The organism is Agromyces bauzanensis, assembly GCF_014645655.1.
In the GTDB taxonomy this organism is placed as follows: domain Bacteria; phylum Actinomycetota; class Actinomycetes; order Actinomycetales; family Microbacteriaceae; genus Agromyces; species Agromyces bauzanensis.
Map to the genome: position 1 here is coordinate 113,622 of NZ_BMMD01000007.1, position 19,404 is coordinate 133,025.

Annotated in this window: 16 protein-coding genes; 10 read left to right on the forward strand and 6 right to left on the reverse strand. The window is 71.2% G+C overall.

Annotated elements, in window-relative coordinates:
- The first annotated feature begins 108 nt into the window (after nucleotides 1-108).
- A complete protein-coding gene (locus IEX31_RS08065; protein ID WP_188742910.1) occupies nucleotides 109-873 on the forward strand; it encodes an alpha/beta fold hydrolase in 765 nt (254 codons plus the stop codon).
- Nucleotides 874-927: 54 nt separating this feature from the next.
- Here IEX31_RS08065 and lexA read toward each other — a convergent pair whose 3' ends face one another.
- The gene (lexA, locus tag IEX31_RS08070) at nucleotides 928-1,626 is read right to left on the reverse strand and encodes a transcriptional repressor LexA (protein WP_188742911.1); all 699 of its coding nucleotides are present in this window, start codon (nucleotides 1,624-1,626) and stop codon (nucleotides 928-930) included.
- 270 nt (nucleotides 1,627-1,896) lie between these two features.
- Between lexA and IEX31_RS08075 the strand changes: the two genes are divergently transcribed.
- The 7 genes from IEX31_RS08075 (at nucleotide 1,897) to IEX31_RS08105 (ending at nucleotide 7,072) form a co-directional block, all read left to right on the forward strand.
- Complete coding sequence (locus IEX31_RS08075) at nucleotides 1,897-2,295, forward strand: LysM peptidoglycan-binding domain-containing protein (RefSeq protein WP_188742912.1); 399 nt, start codon at nucleotides 1,897-1,899, stop codon at nucleotides 2,293-2,295.
- Nucleotides 2,296-2,341: 46 nt separating this feature from the next.
- Complete coding sequence (locus tag IEX31_RS08080) at nucleotides 2,342-3,442, forward strand: histidinol-phosphate transaminase (protein ID WP_188742913.1); 1,101 nt, start codon at nucleotides 2,342-2,344, stop codon at nucleotides 3,440-3,442.
- 9 nt (nucleotides 3,443-3,451) lie between these two features.
- Complete coding sequence (hisB, locus tag IEX31_RS08085; RefSeq protein ID WP_188742914.1) at nucleotides 3,452-4,066, forward strand: imidazoleglycerol-phosphate dehydratase HisB; 615 nt, start codon at nucleotides 3,452-3,454, stop codon at nucleotides 4,064-4,066.
- Complete coding sequence (gene hisH / locus IEX31_RS08090) at nucleotides 4,063-4,701, forward strand: imidazole glycerol phosphate synthase subunit HisH (RefSeq protein ID WP_188742915.1); 639 nt, start codon at nucleotides 4,063-4,065, stop codon at nucleotides 4,699-4,701. The genes hisB and hisH overlap by 4 nt, the downstream gene beginning before the upstream one ends.
- Before the next feature lie 96 nt (nucleotides 4,702-4,797).
- On the forward strand, nucleotides 4,798-5,544 hold the full coding sequence (gene priA, locus IEX31_RS08095; protein ID WP_188742916.1) for a bifunctional 1-(5-phosphoribosyl)-5-((5-phosphoribosylamino)methylideneamino)imidazole-4-carboxamide isomerase/phosphoribosylanthranilate isomerase PriA: 747 nt from the start codon (nucleotides 4,798-4,800) through the stop codon (nucleotides 5,542-5,544).
- Complete coding sequence (locus IEX31_RS08100) at nucleotides 5,528-6,385, forward strand: SseB family protein (protein WP_188742917.1); 858 nt, start codon at nucleotides 5,528-5,530, stop codon at nucleotides 6,383-6,385. Before priA ends, IEX31_RS08100 begins: the two co-directional genes overlap by 17 nt.
- Nucleotides 6,386-6,421: 36 nt before the next feature.
- Nucleotides 6,422-7,072, forward strand: a complete 651-nt coding sequence (locus IEX31_RS08105; protein WP_188742918.1) for a hypothetical protein — start codon at nucleotides 6,422-6,424, stop codon at nucleotides 7,070-7,072.
- On the opposite strand, the gene IEX31_RS08110 is transcribed toward IEX31_RS08105, so the two are convergent.
- The 5 genes from IEX31_RS08110 to IEX31_RS08130 all read right to left on the reverse strand — a co-directional run bounded on the left by IEX31_RS08110 (nucleotide 6,959) and on the right by IEX31_RS08130 (nucleotide 16,177).
- On the reverse strand, nucleotides 6,959-8,542 hold the full coding sequence (locus tag IEX31_RS08110; protein WP_188742919.1) for a dynamin family protein: 1,584 nt from the start codon (nucleotides 8,540-8,542) through the stop codon (nucleotides 6,959-6,961). The two genes, IEX31_RS08105 and IEX31_RS08110, sit on opposite strands and share 114 nt — an antisense overlap.
- Nucleotides 8,539-10,440 (reverse strand): dynamin family protein, encoded by a 1,902-nt coding sequence (locus IEX31_RS08115; RefSeq protein ID WP_188742920.1) that lies wholly within the window; start codon nucleotides 10,438-10,440, stop codon nucleotides 8,539-8,541. Before IEX31_RS08115 ends, IEX31_RS08110 begins: the two co-directional genes overlap by 4 nt.
- A 101-nt stretch (nucleotides 10,441-10,541) precedes the next feature.
- Nucleotides 10,542-11,633, reverse strand: coding sequence for an IniB N-terminal domain-containing protein (locus IEX31_RS19265; RefSeq protein ID WP_188742921.1), 1,092 nt, complete (start codon nucleotides 11,631-11,633; stop codon nucleotides 10,542-10,544).
- 123 nt (nucleotides 11,634-11,756) lie between these two features.
- A complete protein-coding gene (locus tag IEX31_RS08125; RefSeq protein ID WP_188742922.1) occupies nucleotides 11,757-14,375 on the reverse strand; it encodes a LuxR C-terminal-related transcriptional regulator in 2,619 nt (872 codons plus the stop codon).
- Complete coding sequence (locus IEX31_RS08130; protein ID WP_188742923.1) at nucleotides 14,372-16,177, reverse strand: Hsp70 family protein; 1,806 nt, start codon at nucleotides 16,175-16,177, stop codon at nucleotides 14,372-14,374. The genes IEX31_RS08125 and IEX31_RS08130 overlap by 4 nt, the downstream gene beginning before the upstream one ends.
- 175 nt (nucleotides 16,178-16,352) lie before the next feature.
- On the opposite strand from IEX31_RS08130, the gene IEX31_RS08135 reads away from it, so the two are divergent.
- Together IEX31_RS08135 and IEX31_RS08140 are read left to right on the forward strand one after the other, a co-directional pair.
- On the forward strand, nucleotides 16,353-17,882 hold the full coding sequence (locus IEX31_RS08135) for an alpha/beta hydrolase (RefSeq protein ID WP_188742924.1): 1,530 nt from the start codon (nucleotides 16,353-16,355) through the stop codon (nucleotides 17,880-17,882).
- Nucleotides 17,883-17,964: 82 nt separating this feature from the next.
- Nucleotides 17,965-19,374: a pyridoxal phosphate-dependent decarboxylase family protein gene (locus IEX31_RS08140; RefSeq protein ID WP_188742925.1), complete on the forward strand. Its 1,410-nt coding sequence runs from the start codon at nucleotides 17,965-17,967 to the stop codon at nucleotides 19,372-19,374.
- Nucleotides 19,375-19,404: the final 30 nt, after the last annotated feature.

Genomic DNA, 19,404 nt, shown 5'->3' on the forward strand with positions numbered 1-19,404 from the left:
CCGCCTCGCTGCTCGGCGGTGGACCGCCGATGCCACACCGTCGCCGTGAATGCAGCCCCGCCCGCCGCATCAGGCGATCGTTCAGGGAGGTGACGTAACGTCGTCTACATGCGACTCGCGGTACACGAATCGGGTGGGGGCACCAAGACGGCCATCCTCATCCACGGCATCATGTCGGACTCGCGTGCGTGGCACCGGGTCACGCGCGAGCTCGAATCGCACGGATTCCGGGTGCTCGCCGTCGACCTGGCCGGACACGGGCGCAGCCCGCGGGCGCGGAACTATTCGCCGGGGGCGTGGGCCGACGATGTCGTCGAGACCCTCGAGCCCCTGCTCGACGGCCCGCCCGAGGTGGTCATGGGGCACTCGCTCGGCGGACTCGTCGCGAGCCTCGTGGCCGATCGCCTGGCACCCCGCGCCGCGATCTACATCGACCCCGCGTTCTCGTTCCCGTCGGGCATCCGAGGCTTCGCGTTCAAGCTGTTCTTCGCGATCGCGCCGCGACCGAAGCGCTCGGCACTCGTACGGATGAACCCCAAGTGGAGCGCCGCGGACGTCGACATCGAGCTCGCGACCCTCCGTGACTGGGACAAGCGCACGATCCTCGGATTCTCCGATACCCGCCACCTCGTGCCGCCGGCTCGCCTCGTGGCGCCGAGCCTCGTCGTGCTCGCTGAGAAGAGCCTGCTCATCACCGAGCGGGTCGCGGGGCAGCTGCGCCGCAGGGGCATGACGGTGGCGACCGTCCCGGGCACCGGCCACACGGTGTTCCGCGATGACCACGCCGGATTCATGGACGCCGTGTGCGGTTGGCTGTGCGACCACGTGCGCCTGGCGGAGCCCCTGCCGGCCCGGATCGCAGTGGCCGCGTAGCGACGTCGCATCGGGCCCCGTGAGGCGGGTGCCAGGTCGGCGGCTGGACGTGCCTCAGACGGCGCGGAGCACGGCGACGACCTTGCCGAGCACCTCTGACCGGTCGCCCAGGATCGGCTCGAACGCCGAATTGCGGGGGAGCAGCCAGGTGTGCCCGTCGCGCTGGCGGAAGACCTTGACCGTCGCCTCGCCGTCGAGCATGGCCGCGACGATCTCGCCGTTCTCCGCGGTGCGCTGCGACCGCACGACGACCCAGTCGCCGTCGCAGATCGCGGCGTCGATCATCGAGTCGCCGACGACCTTGAGGATGAACAGCTCGCCCTTGCCGACGAGCTGGCGGGGAAGCGGGAAGACCTCGTCGATCTGCTGCTCGGCCGTGATCGGGATGCCCGCCGCGATGCGCCCGACAAGCGGCACCATGGCCGCGTCGCCCACCGGAGCGGGGCCGCCCTCTCCCGAGGCCGCCGACCGGTCGGAGGTGTCGGGAAGCTCGATGAGCACCTCGAGCGCGCGTGGTCGGTTCGGGTCGCGACGAAGGTATCCCGCGAGCTCCAGCTGGTTGAGCTGGTGGGTCACGCTCGAGAGCGAGGAGAGGCCGACGGCGTCGCCGATCTCGCGCATGCTCGGCGGGTAGCCGCGCGAGGAGACGGAACGCTGGATCACCTCGAGGATCGCGACCTGCTTGGCGCTGAGGTTCTTCCGGCGTCGCTGCCGGCCGGTCTCGCGCGCATCGTCGATGTCGGTGCTCAACATCTCCGCCCTTCGTTGCGGTCGCACGCGACCGGATGTCAGTGGTGTCTGTTCGACTGTCGGGTGTCTGTTCGACTGTCGTCGGACATTCGAAACTGTATCCGGCTGCGGCCGGTGCGGCAAACATTCGTTCGAGTGTGTCGCGGAATCCGTGGCGCGAATCGTCGGATGCGAGGCTTGCGAGTTCGAACAGTCGAAGATATATTCGGAACAGAGTTTCGCATCCGGTCCTCCCGGCCGAGGACCGGATGCGGCTCCCATCGGAGGTGTGACATGAGCGCAGCGATCGTTCCCAACGGGTTCGCCACGTCCGGTCGGTCGCGACCCGCCGACGTGGCGGCGTCGTCTCCGACGCCCGCCCCGACCCGGCTCCGGCTCACTCGCCGCGGGCGCATCGTGTTCACGGCGCTCGGCTCGTTGCCCTTCGTGGTCTGGGCAGTCGTCACGATCCTGGGCTCGGGCGGTGCCGCAGCCGACATCGGTGCGCTGGTCGGGGCGCGCACGTTCGAGTACGTCACCGTGCACCAGGGAGACTCGCTCTGGGCCATCGCCGAGTCGATCGCGCCGCAGGGCGACCCGCGTGTGGTGATCGACGAGATCATGCGGCTCAACGGCCTCGACGAAGCGACGCTCGAGCCCGGCCAGCGCCTCGCCCTGCCGGTCGTCCCGTGACACCGCACGGGCGGGGCGATCTCGCGCGCGTGGCTAGCATGGTCTGGTGACGAGCCTCGACGACCTTCCCATCCGTGATGACCTGCGCGGTCGCACGCCGTACGGCGCCCCGCAGAAGTCCGTCCCCGTCGCACTGAACGTCAACGAGAACACGCATCCGATCCCCGAGGATGTCGCGCACGACATCGTCGCCCGCGTCGCCGCAGCGATCCTCAGCCTCAACCGCTATCCCGACCGCGAGTTCACCGAACTCCGCGAAGCGCTGGCGGAGTACCTCGGTCACGGCCTCGACTCCGACCGCATCTGGGCCGCGAACGGTTCGAACGAGGTGCTGCAGCACCTCCTGCAGGCCTTCGGCGGGCCTGGACGCACCGCCCTCGGATTCGCGCCCACCTACTCGATGTACGGGCTCCTGGCGTCGGGCACCGGCACCGAATGGGTCACTTCCGGGCGCGACGCCGACTACGAACTCGGCGCCGACACCGCGGTGGCCGCGATCCGCGAGCACGACCCCGACCTCGTGCTGCTGTGCGCGCCGAACAACCCAACGGGCACGCCGGTCTCCCTCGACACCATCACCGCGGTCGCCGACGCCGCGCGCGGCATCGTCGTCGTCGACGAGGCATACGTCGAATTCGCCGATCCCGGCACGCCCAGTGCGCTGACGCTCCTCGAGGGGCGGCCGCGCCTGGTCGTCTCCCGCACCATGAGCAAGGCCTTCGCGTTCGCGGGCGCCCGGGTCGGATACCTCGCGGCCGATCCCGCAGTGATCGACGCGTTGCGCCTGGTGCGGCTGCCGTACCATCTCTCCGCGCTCACCCAGGCGGCGGCCCTGGGCGCGCTCGCGCACGCCGACGAGATGCTCGCGATGGTCGACGAGATCCGTTCGCAGCGCGACCGCATCTCGACGGAGCTGGCGGGAATTGGCTTCCGCCCGTACCGGAGCGGCGCGAATTTCGTGCTCTTCGGCGGGGTCGACGACCCGCACGCGGTGTTCGAGGCGCTCCTCGCACGAGGCATCCTGATCCGCGAGATCGGGTTGCCGGGCAGCCTCCGCGTGACGGCGGGAACCGAGGCGGAGACGACCGCGTTCCTCGAGGCGATCGCCGTGTTCGCCCCGGCGAACGCCGCGCGACGTGGCGAATAGGATGGACGCATGACCTCTTCCGGCTCCCCGCGTACCGCGCGCGTTCAGCGCGAGACGAGCGAGTCGAGCATCGACCTGTCGCTGAACCTCGACGGTTCGGGTGTGAGCGACATCGAGACGACCGTGCCGTTCTACGACCACCTGCTCACGGCGTTCGCGAGGCACTCGCTCACCGACCTCACGCTCCGCGCCAGCGGCGACATCGAGATCGACGTGCACCACACCGTGGAGGACGTCGGCATCGTGCTCGGCCAGGCGATCCGCGAGGCGCTCGGCGACAAGCGCGGCATCTCCCGGTACGGCGACGCACTCGTGCCCCTCGACGAGGCGCTCGCGCAGGCCGTGGTCGACATCTCCGGGCGTCCCTTCCTCGTGCATTCGGGGGAGCCCGCCGGATTCGAGTACCACCTCATCGGCGGTCACTTCACCGGCTCGATGGTGCGCCACGTCTTCGAGGCCATCGCGTTCAATGCGGGCCTCACGGTGCACGTCACCGTCCTCGGCGGCCGCGATCCGCACCACATCGCGGAGGCCGAGTTCAAGGCTCTCGCGCGTGCGTTCCGGCAGGCCAAGTCGCTCGACCCGCTCGTCGCCGGGATCCCGTCCACCAAGGGCGCGTTGTGAGCCGGACCAGGCGAGTCGTGCTGCTCGACTACGGCTCGGGCAACGTGCACTCCGCGGCCAAGGCGCTCGAGCACGCCGGCGCCGAGGTCCAGGTCACGGCGGATCGCGCCGCCGCGCTCGAGGCCGATGGGCTCGTCGTACCCGGCGTCGGCGCGTTCAAGGCCGTGATGGACCAGCTTCGCGCCGTGCGCGGCGATGGGATCGTCGACGGTCGCCTCGCGGGCGGCCGCCCGGTGCTCGGCATCTGCGTGGGCATGCAGGTGCTCTTCGAGCGCGGCGTCGAGCGGGGCGTCGATACCGAGGGCCTCGGCGAATGGCCGGGCACGGTCACCGAGTTGCCTGCGCCCGTGCTGCCGCACATGGGTTGGAACACCGTCGCGCCCGACGAGGGCTCCGCGCTCTTCGCGGGCATCGAGCACGAGCGCTTCTACTTCGTGCACTCGTTCGCCGCGCAGGCGTGGCAGCTCGACGTGATGCCGCCGTTCCCGACGCCGAGGCTCACCTGGGCCGAGCACGGCGGCCCGTTCCTCGCCGCGGTGGAGAACGGCCCGTTGTCGGCGACGCAGTTCCACCCCGAGAAGTCGTCGGATGCCGGCATCCGCCTCTTGGCAAACTGGCTGGCAACGCTCGGCTGAACGCACGGCGTCATGCGCGAACGGCGGCGTTCGCCTCGGACTAGGATCCTGTGACTGTGCCGACGTGGCGTTCACAGCCGACGAACAAGGACAGTGATGAGTGAGTTCAGCAAGACCCCGCGCCTCGTGCTGCTCCCGGCGGTCGACGTCGCGGGCGGCAAGGCCGTCCGCCTGACGAAGGGCGAGGCGGGTACCGAGACGAACTACGGCGACCCGGTCGACGCAGCGGCCGACTGGGCCGCGCAGGGTGCCGAGTGGATCCACCTCGTCGACCTCGACGCCGCCTTCGGTCGCGGCTCCAACGCGGGCGTGCTCAAGAAGGTCATCCGGCAGGTGCGAGGCGTCAACGTCGAGCTCTCGGGCGGCATCCGCGACGATGCGTCACTCGAGCACGCGCTCGAGATCGGCGCGAAGCGCATCAACCTCGGCACGGCGGCGCTCGAGAATCCCGAGTGGGCGGCGTCCGTGATCGCGCAGTACGGCGAGGCGATCGCGGTGGGCCTCGACGTTCGAGGCAAGACCCTCGCCGCACGCGGCTGGACGAAGGAGGGCGGCGACCTCTGGCAGGTCATGGACCGCCTCGAGGAGGCCGGTGCCGCCCGCTACGTCGTGACCGACGTGGCCAAGGACGGCACCCTGCAGGGGCCGAACCTCGACCTGCTCCGACAGATCATGGAGCGCACGCGCCGGCCGGTGGTCGCCTCCGGCGGCGTGTCGAGCCTCGACGACATCGCTGCGCTGCGCGAGCTCGTGCCGCTCGGCCTCGAGGGCGCGATCGTGGGCAAGGCCCTCTACGCCGGCGCGTTCACGCTGGCCGAGGCGCTGGATGTCGCCGGCCACTGACCCTGACGAGGGCGCGACGGATGCCGCGGCCGCGCGCCGCGGCGACGTCCCGCAACACGTGGCCGCCGACTCCGCGGGCGTGCCGTGGGCCGGGCGGGCGTTCCAGCCGAACCCGCACGCGGACGATGACGGTCGCGCACCCGAGGGCCTGGCCGCGGCGATCCGGCGCTTCCACGCGGGCGACGGCGGACAGGCCGAAGTCGTCGCCGAATTCGCCCGCTCCCGCCTGTTGATCCCGCTCCTCGCCGAACTCGGCGACGGCGGCACCGAGGTGGGTGCGCACGGCCTCGCGGTCGACAAGAGCCAGGAGCTGTCGATCGTGACGGTCGAGGGACCCGACGGCCGGCGCGTGCTTCCGGTGTTCGCATCGGTCGACGCGATGACGCGGTGGAACCCCGCGGCCCGGCCGGTCCCGGCGGACGGCGTGCGCGTGGCCCTCGCTGCGGCCGACGACGGAACCGACCTCGTGGTGCTCGACCCGGGCTCCGACGGCGAGTTCGTGCTGCGCCGGCCTGCGGTGTGGGCGGTGGCGCAGCAGCAGCCGTGGCATCCGTCGTCCGAGGCTCCCGAGGTGCGCGCGGCGTTCGAGCGCTCGATCCGCACGGAGCTCTCGGTGCTCGGCATCGAGCTCGCGGCGGGAGATCCCGACGCCCGGCTCGCCGGTCCCGAGCTCGTCGTGCGGCTCTCGCTCGTCGACGGACTCACCCGCGTCGAGCTCGACGCCGTGCTCCAGCGGCTGGCGAAGCGGTGGGCGGCCGACGACGCGATCGCGACCCTCGTCGACTCGCTCAACGTGCGACTCAGCGGCGCACGCCCGGCACCCGACGCTCCATCCGGCTGACCGCGCCCGACGCAGACGCGTCGTATGGTGGCGGGTATGGGGGAACGCGAATCGGATCGACCCGTCGACGAGGCGGGGGACCAGGGCCCGCAGGCCGAGCGACGGATGCCACTGCGGCCGCCGTCGCTCGACGACGCCGCGCCCCCGCCGCCCCCACGGCCGCCGCTCACCGACGAGACCAAGCCGCCGGTACTGCGTGCCATCCCCACGCCCGGCGTGGTCAGGACCGCACGCACGCTCTGGATCCTCAGCTTCGTGCTCGGCGGCGCCGCGGTCTTCATCGCGTTCCTCGGCCGTGACGGGATCGTCGACGAGCTCACCGAGCGTCTCGGCCGGCTGGCGCCGGGCTACGACGCCGACGAGATCGCCTCGCTGGTCGACGTCGTCTACTGGTCGAGCATCGCCGGGCTCGGGCTCATCATCACGATCGAGGCGGTGCTGCTCGGCTCCCTCATGAAACGTCGCGGCGGGGCGCGGTGGCTGCAGCTGATCGTCCTGGTCCTGCACGCGGGCGCGGCGCTGGTGGGGTCGGCGTTCCTCGCGATCGGCGACCGCGCCCTGCTCATGGCGGCCCTACTGATGGTCGGCTTCGTCCTCTGCGTCGTCGCGTGGGGACTGTGCCTCGCGCCCGCCGCCAACCGCTGGTTCCGGATGCTGGACGAGGCGCAGCGGGCTGCGCTGGACTGACGTCGGCGCAGATTCGACGACGAGCGCCTCGCACGTTCGCGTGACCACCTGGCATGCCTCGAGGGCGGCGCGGTCGAGCAGCGGGCTTCCGAGCAGCATCCGCCACCGCTGGAGCGCGTCGATCGCCGACCGGTGGACGTCGTCGGCGGGTGCGTCGTCGGGCAGGCCGAGCCGACGCCTCGCCGAGGTGCCCGACCCTCCGATGAGCCGCTCGGCATCGGCGGCCTGCTCGGGCGCGAGCCCCAGCCCGATGGTGCGCGCGGCCGACAGCAGCGAGAGTTCGCGCAGTTCGTGCGCGTTCGCCTCCAAGCGCTCGATGGCGTTCGCGAGGTCGGGGGAGCTCGGACCGGGACGCTGCCGGATCAACGCTCCGAGCGCCGTCAGGGCGGTCCGCACCTTCAGCACGTCGGCGCGGGAACGGAACTGGTCGGACACGTGCCGCAGCAGGTCCTGCATGCCACTGCGCCGGTAGAGCTCGTCGGCGAGCTCGGTGGAGTCGTCGCAACCCGAGCGGATCACCACGGCCGAGAGCCGGATGCCGAACATGCCGTAGCGGTCGAGGAGGCCGACGCGATCCTCGGGCGACACGTCGATCGAGGCGTCCGACCGCACGAACCGGTCGACCGACACGAGCATCCGCTCACGCGACTGCCGGCCGAGCCGCGCGATCTGACGGAGCGCATCGAACTCGCGCTGCCGCAGCGTGCGCGCCGACTGGGCGACGAGCCCGGCGATCGGCACGACGTCGAGAGCGAGCGAACGCAGCGCCGCATCGGACCGGTACCGCTCGGCGATGGTCCGCGCGGAGAGCAGGGCGTCGATTCGACCCGCGCCGATCTCGTCGGCGCGCGACAGCACGGCCAGCGCGTTTACGGTGGCCGACGTGCCCACAGAGGTGTCGTGGAACGCCGAGAGGAAGCCGAGGTCTGCCGAGTGCAGGTGGCGCATCAGGTAGATGATGGCGTCGGCTTCCGATGGGGTGTCCTGCGGGATGAGGAAGGACGCCGACCGTGCGGAGACCTCGGTCGACAGCGAGGCGATGCCCGGCGTGTCGATGAGGGTGACCTCCTCGAGCCGCTTCGACGGCCACTGGACCTCGACGCGTTCGACCTCCTCGACGGGCGTTCCGCCGAGATCGATGACCAGTCTGCCGTCATCGCGTCGCACGGGCAGCGACCGTTCGGCGCCGCCGAGCACGTGCATCGTGATGCGCGGGGTCGGCCCGTGGCGGTACCAGGTGATCACCTTGGTGCATTCGCCGGCATCGGTCGGTGCGATCTCCTCGCCGATGATCGCGTTCAGCAGCGTGGACTTGCCCGCCTTCACCATGCCGGCGATGGCCACTCGAATCGGTTCGCCGAGGCGCCGGCGGTACTCCCGGATGCGTCGAAGCGCCTCGGCGTCGTCGCGGTAGTCCGTCTCGGCGGCGTCGAGGAGTGCGTCCGCCTCGTCGAGCAGGCGCAGGTTCACGCCGGGGCCGTTCCGGCCTTCGCACGCGCCGCGCCGACGGCGGAGACGGTTCTCGGGTCCTCCGGTGATGCCGACGACGGGCGCGCGCTCCCGTCGATGTCGATCGCGGCGGCGCGCTTGGTGAGTGCGTCGACCCGCGCGAGGTCGCGCCTGAGGGCGGTGACGCGCTTGTCGCGCTCGGCGGCGTACAGGCTCGCCGCCTTCTGCGCCGCGAGCACCGAGTCGGCCAGGGAGCGGTGATGCTCGTCGGCGATCGTGGTGAAGTGGTCGCGGGTCGTTCGCTGCACGAGCCGGAGCCGGTCTCGCAGCTGTTTGCCGACCTGGAAGATGATCTCGTCGACCTGTCGGCGGATGAGGACCTTCGCCTCGTTCCGGCGGCGCTGCAGCCGGGCCTCGGTGTCGTCCTTGTAGGCCTTCCGCCCGATCACGGCTCCGGCGGCCAGCGACAGGGGGTTGATGATCGACATGCCGATGATGCCGGTGATGATGCCGACCATGAGCACGCCGCCGTACGAGCCCTTGAGCCCGATGTAGAACTTCTGGCCGAGCCCCAGGCGCCCCGAGTCGAGCTCCGCGACCTCGCCGACGGCGTCGAGCACGTCGCGAGTGTCGTCGACGTTGATGACCGGGAGGGCGACCTCGTCCTCCGTGAAGTGGCGCGCGACCTTCTCGGAGAGCCAGGTCGCGCGCTCCTGGGTCCACACGAACGTGTCGGTGACGGCGGATGAGACGCGGCGTTCGAACCACTCCACGAACTGGTCCCAGACCGGCCCCGGGTCGCCCTCGTCGATCGAGTCCTCGGCCTCACGCTGGATCGAGCGCATCCGGTCGCGGAGGTCGTGCTCCATGTCGGCGATCAGGTCGGTGACCCCGTCGTTCAGCGTCGTCTGCCAGCGCGACGAGAGCCGTCGCAGCTCGTCGGCCCGGCCCTTGGTCGCCTCGAGCTGGGCGACGATCTCGGGAGTCTTCTCGGGGCTCTCGAGCGCGCCGAGCTCCGCGTCGATGGCGAGCCGCACGTGTTCCGAGGTCGAGAGCAGGTCGCTCGCCGTCGATCGTCGTTGCAGCAGCTCGGCCTGCCCGACGATGTCCCTGCGGAGGTACGACACGAGCGCCGGGAACCCCGACTCCGCATTGAGTTCGGGGTCGGATGTCTCGACCGCCGTGAGGCGCAGGTGCGACGACACGGGGAACAGCGGGATGTCGGGATCGATCGCGCGGAGGTGCGCGCGGTCCAGATCCTCGACCCGGCGCCACTGGGGATACATGTCGGTCTTGGTGAGGACGCAGGCCACGTTCGGCGTGATCCGCATGGCGTGGCGGAGGAACTGGATCTCGGGCTCCGTGTACTCCTGCGAGGCATCCGACACGAAGAGCATCGCATGGGCGGAGGGGAGCGTCGCCAGCGTGGTGAGCGCGTGTGCGGAGGTCAGGCCGCCGACCCCTGGGGAGTCGATGAGGGTGAGGCCGCCGCGCAGGAGCTTCCGCGGAAGGAAGACCTCGGCACCCGTCACCTGACGGTCGGACTCGGGTGCGGCACGCTCGGACACGTAGTCCGCGAGCTCGGTGGGCGCGACCTCTCGCCGTTCCACCGGGGCGCCAGATTCCACCGTGCCATCGCTCGACCGCTGCGTGAGCACGAACGCCGCGGGCATGTCGCCGTGCCGCACGCTCGTCGGCACCGCCGTCGCGATGTCGTCGTCGACGGGGCAGACCGGCGCGTTCACGAGCCCGTTCACGAGCTGGCTCTTGCCCTGCTTGAACTCGCCGACCATGATCACGCGGATGCTCGGGTCGAGCAGGCGTTCCTTCGTCTGCTCGAGCCGACGACGCAGGTCGGCACGCGAACTGCGCTCGGCCAGCGCGATGCCCAGGTCGACGAGTTCGATCAGGTGTTGCATCGCCGCGATCCCCCTTCGCAGGTTGTACCCCATTCAAGCAGACCACGCACGAACCCGGCCCGGCACGGGAACATCCGTGCCGGGCCGAGCCGCCGTGGTGACTACAGGGTCACGTCTTCGACCTCGACCTCGACCTCGGTCAGGTCGCCGGGGCCGGTCTCGAGGTTGTTGTCGCTGAACGACTCCTCGACCACGACGTTGTCCTCGACGACGGTGTTGTCGTCGAACGAGTCGACCGCGACATTGTTGTCCTCGATGACGGTGTTGTCGTTGGCCTGGAACGAGTCCTCGACCACCACGTTGTCGTCGAACGAGTCGACGACGTTGTCGTTGGCCTGGAACGAGTCCTCGATCTCGACGTCCACGTCCGTGTTGGTCGAGTTGTCGACGGAGTTGTCCTCGTTGAAGGAGTCCTCGATGTCGACCTCGACCTCGGTCTCGGTCTCGTTGAACGAGTCCTCGATGTCGACCTCGGTCGAGTTGTCCTGGAAGGAGTCCTCGATCTCGACGGAGTTGTCCTGGAAGGAGTCCTCGATCACCGTGACGTTGGTGGTGGAGTTGTCCGAGTTGTCGTTGAACGAGTCCTCGATCTCGAGTTCGTTCTCCTCGTTGAAGGAGTCCTCGATGTCGACCTCGAGGTCGTACTCGGTGTTGCCGGCCACGATGGTGCCGCCGGTCGTGGCGACCATGCTGCCGTCGCCGACGGTCGTCGAAGTGTTCTCGATGTCGTTCTCGACGGCGACGATGCTGTCGTTCGCCCAGATGGCCTGGTTCACCGACTGGTCGTTGATGACGTCGCGGTCGTCGATGTACGAGTACGTGTTCACGACGCTCACGAGCTTGGCCTTGGCCGCGGCGTAGTCGCCGTGGTCGTCCTTGCCGCCCCAGCCGCCGCCATCGCCGCCGCCCCAGCCGCCGCCATCGCCGCCGCCCCAGCCGCCGCCGCCATCGCCGCCGCCCCAGCCGCCGCCGCCGACGTTGATGGAGTTGCCCCCGGTGTCGTACTCGCGATTGCCGACCGGCGAGAAGTCGAGTGCGACCGGCAGGACCGCATCGACGTCCGCGGCGCAGATGCCGTTGAGACCGGCGTTGTGCAGCGCGGTGTCAGGGTCGGCGACGAAGTCCGCGCCGGCCTGTGGGTTCTTCAGCAGGCCCATCAGGAAGTCGAGCAACGCCGTGGTGATGTTCGTCATGATCAGTTCCCCCTCAGTGAGGTGTGCATTCGTCGACCGGCGTCAGTGCCGGCCCTCACGAGGAAGTCTGTCGTCTCGCGTTGCCGCGGTCATCGGTGCACATACCCGTCCCTCCCCGCGCCGTTAGGGGTTCGGGCTGCCGGGCCGCCTAGGGGGTATGGGGGCCGGCGCCGGGGCCGGCCGGCTCGCCGAACGATCCTCATCCTCGTCGAGCACCAGGCGGAGTCGGGCGAGCAGTTCTGATCGGGTGGTGACCCCGAGGCGCCGACGAATGCGGGCGATGTGGTGTTCGGCGGTACGCGGCGAGATGAAGATGGCGCTGCCGATCTCCGCGTAGGTCTTCCCCTCGAGCACCAGACGCGCCACCTCTCGCTCCCGTGCGGTGAGCCCCGCATCGTCGGGCCGATCGAGCTCCGAAGCGTCGTCGTGGTCACCGGGCTCCTCATCACGGTGATGGTCGGCGTGCAGGCTGCGGGCGAGGGCGAGGAGTTGCAGCGTGTCCGCGTGCTCCGCCGCCCGGCCGGCGGCGTGTCCGGCCAGCCGGCCCGCGTCCCAGCGGTACCCGGCCGCCGCGAGCTCCCGCACCGCTCGCTCCACCGCAGGAACGTCCACCTGGCCGGCGAGGGCGGCAGCCCAGACGCGGCCCGCCTCCGCCAGGGTCCGCGAGACCCGGTTCGCGGATGCTGCGTCGACCAGCACTTCCGAGTGGCGCTCGAGTTCCGCCCGATCCTCCCGGAGGATCGCCGACTGGATGCCCGCCCAGTGCAGGTTCATCGACCACGTCGCGGGCCGGCCGGCGCAGTCGAGCAGCTTCCATGCCGCGGCAAGCGGCTCCTCGACGAGATGCGATTCGTGCAGGCGTGCCGCGGCGATGACGAGCTCGGCGAGCGCCGGGAGCCCCATGAGGTCGACCGGCATGCGCGCGACCGTCGGCCGGGCGGCCCGCCAGGCCTTCACGAGGTTCGCGAGGTCGTCGGTGCGGCGGGCGAGGCCGATGCGCACGGCGTGCGCGAGCACCTCGGAGTGCAGTCCGAGCGGGCGCTGGGACTCCTCGACGCCGGTGAGCAGGGCACGTGCCCGGGCCGGGCGGTCGGCTCGCAGTTCGATCAGGGCCTCGGTGAGACGCAGCCGATGCCGGAACGCCGGTCCACCCTGCACGGCCTCCCCGGCCGCGTGGAGCACCTCCGCCGCGATGCCGAGCTCGCCGGCGTTGACCGCGACGTGAGCGGCGAGCACCGCCGGGACCTCGGGCAGTGGAATCGTCTCGCCGGATTCGTTCATGAGGCTCGAGGCCTGGAGCAGGGCCGAGAGGCCGCGGTCGGCGGCCCCTTCGAGCGCGGCGATCATGCCCTCGGCCATCAGGGAGACGGCCACCTGCGACGAGCCCGGATACTCGGGGTCGGGTGCCGCGGCGTATGCCTCCCGTGCCCGCCTGATGTCGCCGACCGCCGCGAAGCAGACGGCGGCAAGCGGTGCTGCGCTCCACGCTCCCGCGTCGTCGAGGCCGGCATAGGCGGCGGCGGCGCGCCCGAGCATCCCCTTGCGTGCCCACGTGGCCGCCGCCACGCTCAGCGCGCGTGGAAGATCCGGATGCCCGGTTCCGGCCAGCACGTCGTCGACCAGTCGCTCGGCGGTTCGGACGTCACCGGCCGACCATGCGGCCTGGGCCCGCCTCCCCGCGACCGATGCCGCGTCGGTGCCGGCATCGATGGCCGCCGCATAGTGTCGCCAGGCTTCCACCGGGTCGGTGAGGAGCAGACCGTCGCCACGGTCGACCAGCGCGCGTGCGACACGAGGGTCTCGGAACCCGCCGACGGACAGTCCGAGTGCCGAATCGCCGAGGGGGAGCCCTGCCGCCTCCATGGCGTCGACGAGCTCGCGTCGCATTGCCCAGAGTTCGTGCGCCGGAGTGCTCTGCATCAGGCCCAGTCGCACGATCGGCAACGGTGATCCATCGGGGGAGACGAGACCCGACGCCCGGCTCCGGGATGTGAGTTCGTGCAGGTCGGAACGACTGAACCGCGGTGCCGTGGACAGCACGGGGCCGGATGCCGCGAATCCGACGGCGAGCGCCAGCAGGTAGTCGAGGAACTCCTGGTCGTGTCGGTCCAGTCGGTGTCGGAGCCGTTCGAGAAGGGTGGCGGGCAGCGGGCCGGCCTCCCGAGGGTCCCATCCCTCGTCGCGCACGGCCGCCACGACGAGGTCCACCATCCGGGGATTCCCGCCCGCGAGTTCGGTGATACGTTCGGCGAGCCCCTGCGGTTGCTCGGCGCCCAGCAGCTCGCTCGTCCGGGCCCGGACCCGGGTCGGTAGCAGCGGATGGAGCAACAGGTGCGGTCGCTGTCGGCCCAGTCGCTCGACGAGCTCTGCGGCGAGCGGCGATCGTGGCCAGGACCGGAACGCGGCGATGACGTGCGGTCCGCCGTCGACGACGAGAGCGGACAGTCGCGCGATGTCATCGTCCCCGAGACGTTCCAGGTCGTCGATCAGGAGCGTGATGCGCCGCCCGTCCGCGTCGACGTGCGCGAGCGCATCGAGACCGTCGGCCACTTCGATCGCCTCGGCCCGGAGCGCGGCAGCGATCTCGCGGAGCAGCGTCGTCTTGCCCGAGCCGCCGGGGCCCGTGATGCCGGCGTGCACCGCCGCGTCGTCATCGAGGATCTTCCGCACCAACTCCGCGGACTCCTCCCACCCGGCCAGACCTGCGTTCCGTCGCTCGGCCGACGAGCGCGGCTCGGTCATGGGGTCGGTGCGGCCGGCTCGGTTGCGTCGGGCGATGGTGCGGGCTCGGGTGCCGGTTCCGGTGCGGGCTCGGGTGCCGGTTCCGGTGCGGGTTCCGGTGCGGGCTCGGGTGCCGGTTCGGGTGCGGGCTCGGGCGCGGGCTCGGGTGTGGGTTCCGGTGTGGGCTCCGGTGCCGGTTCCGGTTCGGGCGCGGGAGTCGGGTCGTCGGCCGGGTCCACCGAGGTGGCCGGGTCGGTCGTCGACGCGGCCGGGGCATCCGTCGTTCCGGAGGAACCGCTCGGCGCCGCCGTCGTCGTGCTGTCAGCCGTCGCGTCGTTCGTCGGTTCGTCGGCTCCCGTGTCGTCCGGGACGAAGGGATCGAGCGCGCTGTCGAACGGCGGCGCGAACCTCGGTTCGAACGGTGGCGCGAGCGGGCCTTCACCTTCCGCCAGCGGCGCGGCGCCGACGGCGTACCGGCCGAGGAGGTCCCCGGCCAACCGGGCTGGCCCGCCATCCTGATCGTCGGGCCGCTCCGGGGTGCCGATCGCGAGCGGCGTGATGGGGATGAGGATCGCCAGCACGGCCGCGACGACCCCGGCCAGCACGGTCGCCCGAAGACCCACCGACATGCGATGCCACTCGAGGATCCTCGGCGGTGCCGCCGTCGGCGCGGATGCGGGCTCGGCCGCCGGAGCATCCGTCGACGTCTCGCCGGTGAGGTCAGCGGTGACGACGAACGGTTCCAGCCTCCGCGCGGCGGCCACGGCCGCGCCCAGGCTGATCGATGCCTTCGGGTCGGCGTCGACGGCGACCGGGAGTTCGAGCTCGGCGGAGACGAGTTGCGCGACCGCGGGGATGCGCGAGGACCCGCCGATGAGCAGCACCGTGGCGACATCCGTCACGTCCATTCCGGCATGGTCGATCGCACGCCGCAGCGTGTCGATGGTGCTCCTGAGCGATTCGTCGATCATCTGCTCGAACTCGGGCCGCACGAGGCGAACGCGCGTGTGGCTTCCGGGGAGGAGGAGCGGCACGCTCGTCTCGGAGTCGAACGAGAGCGCCTCCTTCGCGTCGGTGCACTCACGTCGCACCCGTGCGAGGGCGAGGGCCGACTCGGGCACCTCCTCGTCGAGGCCGTCGAATGCGGCGGGCATCAGCGACTTCACGTGCTCGAAGATGCGCTGGTCGAAGTCGGCGCCGCCGAGGCGTTCGATGCCTGCCGGGGCGCCGATCACGTGGAAGGCGTCGTCATCCTGCTTCCGGAGCAGGGCGACGTCGAACGTGCCGCCGCCGAGGTCGTACACCGCGATGGTGTCGCCGGTCGCGGCCTTCTCGCGGTCCAGGTAGTGCAGGCCGGCGGCTTCCGGTTCACTGACGAGCTCGACGTTCGCGAGGCCGACGCCGGCGAGGGCGGTGCGGATGCGTCCGAGCCGATGCTCGCCCCACGACGCCGGGTGCGACACGGCCACGATGGCGGGGGCGGAGCCCTCGTGCCCCTCGGCGCGTTCGACCACCCACTGCGCGACGACGGCGAAGATGTCCTCTGCCGCCACGCTGAGGCCGCCGACGATGATCGGCGTCTCGTCGCCGATGCGACGCTTGAACTCGCGCACCACACGGTCGGGTTCGTCCATCGCTCGCCGCTCGGCCATCTCGCCGACCACCACGCCGCCGTCCTCGCCGAGGTACACGACACTCGGCACGGCGGCCCGGCGCGTGCCGAGCTCGAGCGGCTCGTGCGCCATCGACCCGTCGGCCCGACGCCGACCGATCGCGGCGGCCGTGAAGCTCGTACCGATATCGATGCCAAGCACGTACGGCATCACATCGTCCCCCTCGTGATCGCACGCCGGCCCCATCGCCCGTAGCGCGCCGATCACTCGCGAGTATTCCTCGGCAGCGGGGATGCGGCAACCCCGAGGGCCACCCTCTTTCGGGGTACACGTGCCCAATTCGGGGTACAGCGCTCGGGCGCGCGCCCGTCATACTGGGGGCATCATGGAACGTTCACCGAGGGCGGTCGTGGCGACCGTGGTCGGCTCGGCGCTGACCGCGCTGGCGCTGAGCGGATGCGGGATGTCCCTGTTCTTCCCGGTCGTCGAGGAATCCACGCCGTTCCCGCAGGACGTGGACCCATCGATCGAGCCCTACTACTCGCAGGTCCTGCGGTGGGAGCAGTGCGGTGACTTCCAGTGTGCCACGGCGACGGCACCACTCGACTGGGACGACCCGTCGGCCGGTGACATCGAACTCGCGCTGATCCGACAGCCCGCGCGGGAGGACCGGATCGGATCGCTCCTCGTGAATCCGGGCGGACCCGGCGTTTCGGGGTACAACGTCGTGGCGGAGGCCCTCGACACCGCCGTCACGGAGCCCATCCAGGACCGGTACGACATCGTGGGCTTCGACCCGAGGGGAGTCGGCCGGTCGACGGCCGTGACCTGCCTCGAGGACGACGATCTCGATCGCCTCCTGTACGGCAGCGCCGCCGGCTCCCGAGGCAGCGACACGTGGCTCACCGCCCAGAACGAGCGCACCCACTCCTTCGGCCAGGCGTGCCTGGCGAACACGGGTGCGCTACTCGCGAACGTCGACACCGTCAGCACCGCTCGCGACCTGGACATGCTGCGCGCCGCCCTCGGCGAGGAGCACCTCGACTATCTCGGCTTCTCGTACGGCGCGTACCTGGGCACCGTCTACGCCGGCACGTATCCCGACCGGGTCGGCCGGATCGTGCTGGACGGCGCGATCGACCCGGCGCTCGGCGACGCGCAGATCACCATCGCCCAGGCCCAAGGCCTCGAGGCCGCCCTCCGCTCGTACCTCGCCGCCTGCATGCCGGCCGCGACCTGCCCGTTCCAGGGCACGGTCGACGACGCGATGGCGACGGTTCGAGGCATCCTCGACGCCGTCTCGAAGAATCCGATCGCGTCGACCGACGGCCGGTTGCTCACCGCGGACACCCTGCTCATCGCGATCGCGGCCCCGCTCTACGACGCCGACACGTGGCCGGCACTCGACACGCTCTTCGGCACCGTCGTCGCCGGGCAGGCCGAGTTCGCCCTGACGATCGTCGACGGCTACTACGGGCGCACGCCTGAGGGCGAATACGACGGCAACCAGATGGAGGCGCTGCGGGCCATACGGTGCCTCGACTACCCGGCCCAGAACAGCGTGGCCGTGATGAAGGAGCAGGGGCGGGCGCTGACCGAGGCCGCGCCGCACCTCGGACCGTATCTCGCCTACGGCGACCTCGCCTGCCTGTCGTGGCCGCACCGCTCCGAACGCGCCCCCGCGCCGATCACCGCTCCCGGCGCCGCCCCCATCCTGGTCCTCGGCACGACGAACGACCCGGCCACCCCGTACGCGTGGGCCGTGGCCGTGGCATCCCAGCTCGAGAGCGGGGTTCTCGTGACCCTGCAGGGCGAGGGGCACACGGCGTTCAACGCCGGCAACGCGTGCGTCGACGCGATCGTGGAGCAGTACCTGCTCGACGGGGTCGTGACGGCCGCGGACGTCGTCTGCTGACCCCCGTTCCGGTCGTTGACCCGTCACCGGGCGCGGGCGCATGATCGGAGGGCGCATCCGACGCGCAGGATCCAGGTGTGTCATGGCCGACCGGCACGAGGGGGGGGAGGACCGCCCGTACGACGCGGTGCTCGAGACCGCCGAGCGGCATGCGAAGGCGTGGCTCCGGGGCATCCGTGATCGCCCGATCCCGCCACGACTCGGGTCCGAAGACATCAAGGGGCGCCTCGGCCGCGAGCTGCCCGAGACGGGCGAACCCGCCGTCGACGTGATCGATCGACTGGCGGAGGGAGCCGAGCCCGGACTCAGCGCCATCGGGTCTCCGCGCTTCTACGGGTGGGTGATCGGCGGCACCCAGCCGGTGGCGCTCGCCGCCGACTGGCTCGTCTCGGCCTGGGACCAGAACACGGGGCTTCGCACCATCACGCCCGCCGCGGTCGCTGCGGAGGAGATCGCGGAGGCGTGGCTCGTCGACCTGCTCGGCCTGCCCGGAGGAAGCCAGGTGGGATTCACCACGGGCGCGACCATGGCGCAGTTCACGTGCATGGCCGCCGCCCGCGACGAGGTGCTGCGGCGCGCCGGGTGGGACGTCGAGACGCAGGGCATGGCGGGCGGACCCGCGATCCGGTTCATCGTGGGGGAGGAGCGACACGGCACCGTCGACCTCGCGGGCCGTTACCTCGGCCTCGGGTCGCCGATCGTCGTGCCCTCCGACATCGAGGGCCGCATCCGCGTCGACGAGCTGCGTGCCACGCTCACGGCCGGCGGCGGACCGACGATCGTGCTGCTGCAGGCGGGCAACATCCACTCGGGGGCGTTCGACGACTTCGGGCCGGCCATCGCGGCCGCGCACGAGGCGGATGCGTGGGTGCACGTCGACGGCGCGTTCGGCCTGTGGGCGAGTGCCTCGCCGCGGCTTCGCCACCTGGTCGCCGGCGTGGACGCCGCGGACTCGTGGTCGACGGATGCGCACAAGACGCTCAGCGTGCCCTACGACTGCGGGCTCGCGATCGTGCGCGACGCGCACGCCATGCACCGCGCCCTCAGCATGCACGCGAGCTACCTGCAGGTCACCGACGAGGGCGCCGACCCGCACGAGAAGGTGCCCGAGCTGTCGCGGCGCGCCCGCGGCCTGCCGACGTGGGCGGTGCTGCGCTCGCTCGGCCGCACGGGCGTGGCCGCGCTCGTCGAACGGATGGCGGATGCCGCGCGCGGCATCGCCGACGGCGTGGCGAAGCTGCCCGGGGTCGAGGTGCTCAACGACGTGGTCTTCACGCAGGTGTGCATCGCGCTCGACGACGACCAGGCGACCGAGGCCCTGAGCCGGCGGCTGTGGGACGACGGGGAGGTGCTCGCGATGACGTCGCGCTGGCACGACCGGGCCGTCGTCCGCTTCTCGGTGAGCAACTGGCAGACGGACGCCGCCGAGGTGCGCCGCACGGTCGACGCCGTCGGGCGGGCCCTCGACGAGGTGCGCGCCGGCGCCGGCTGAGCCGCTCACGGCCCGGCGTCAGGGGCATCC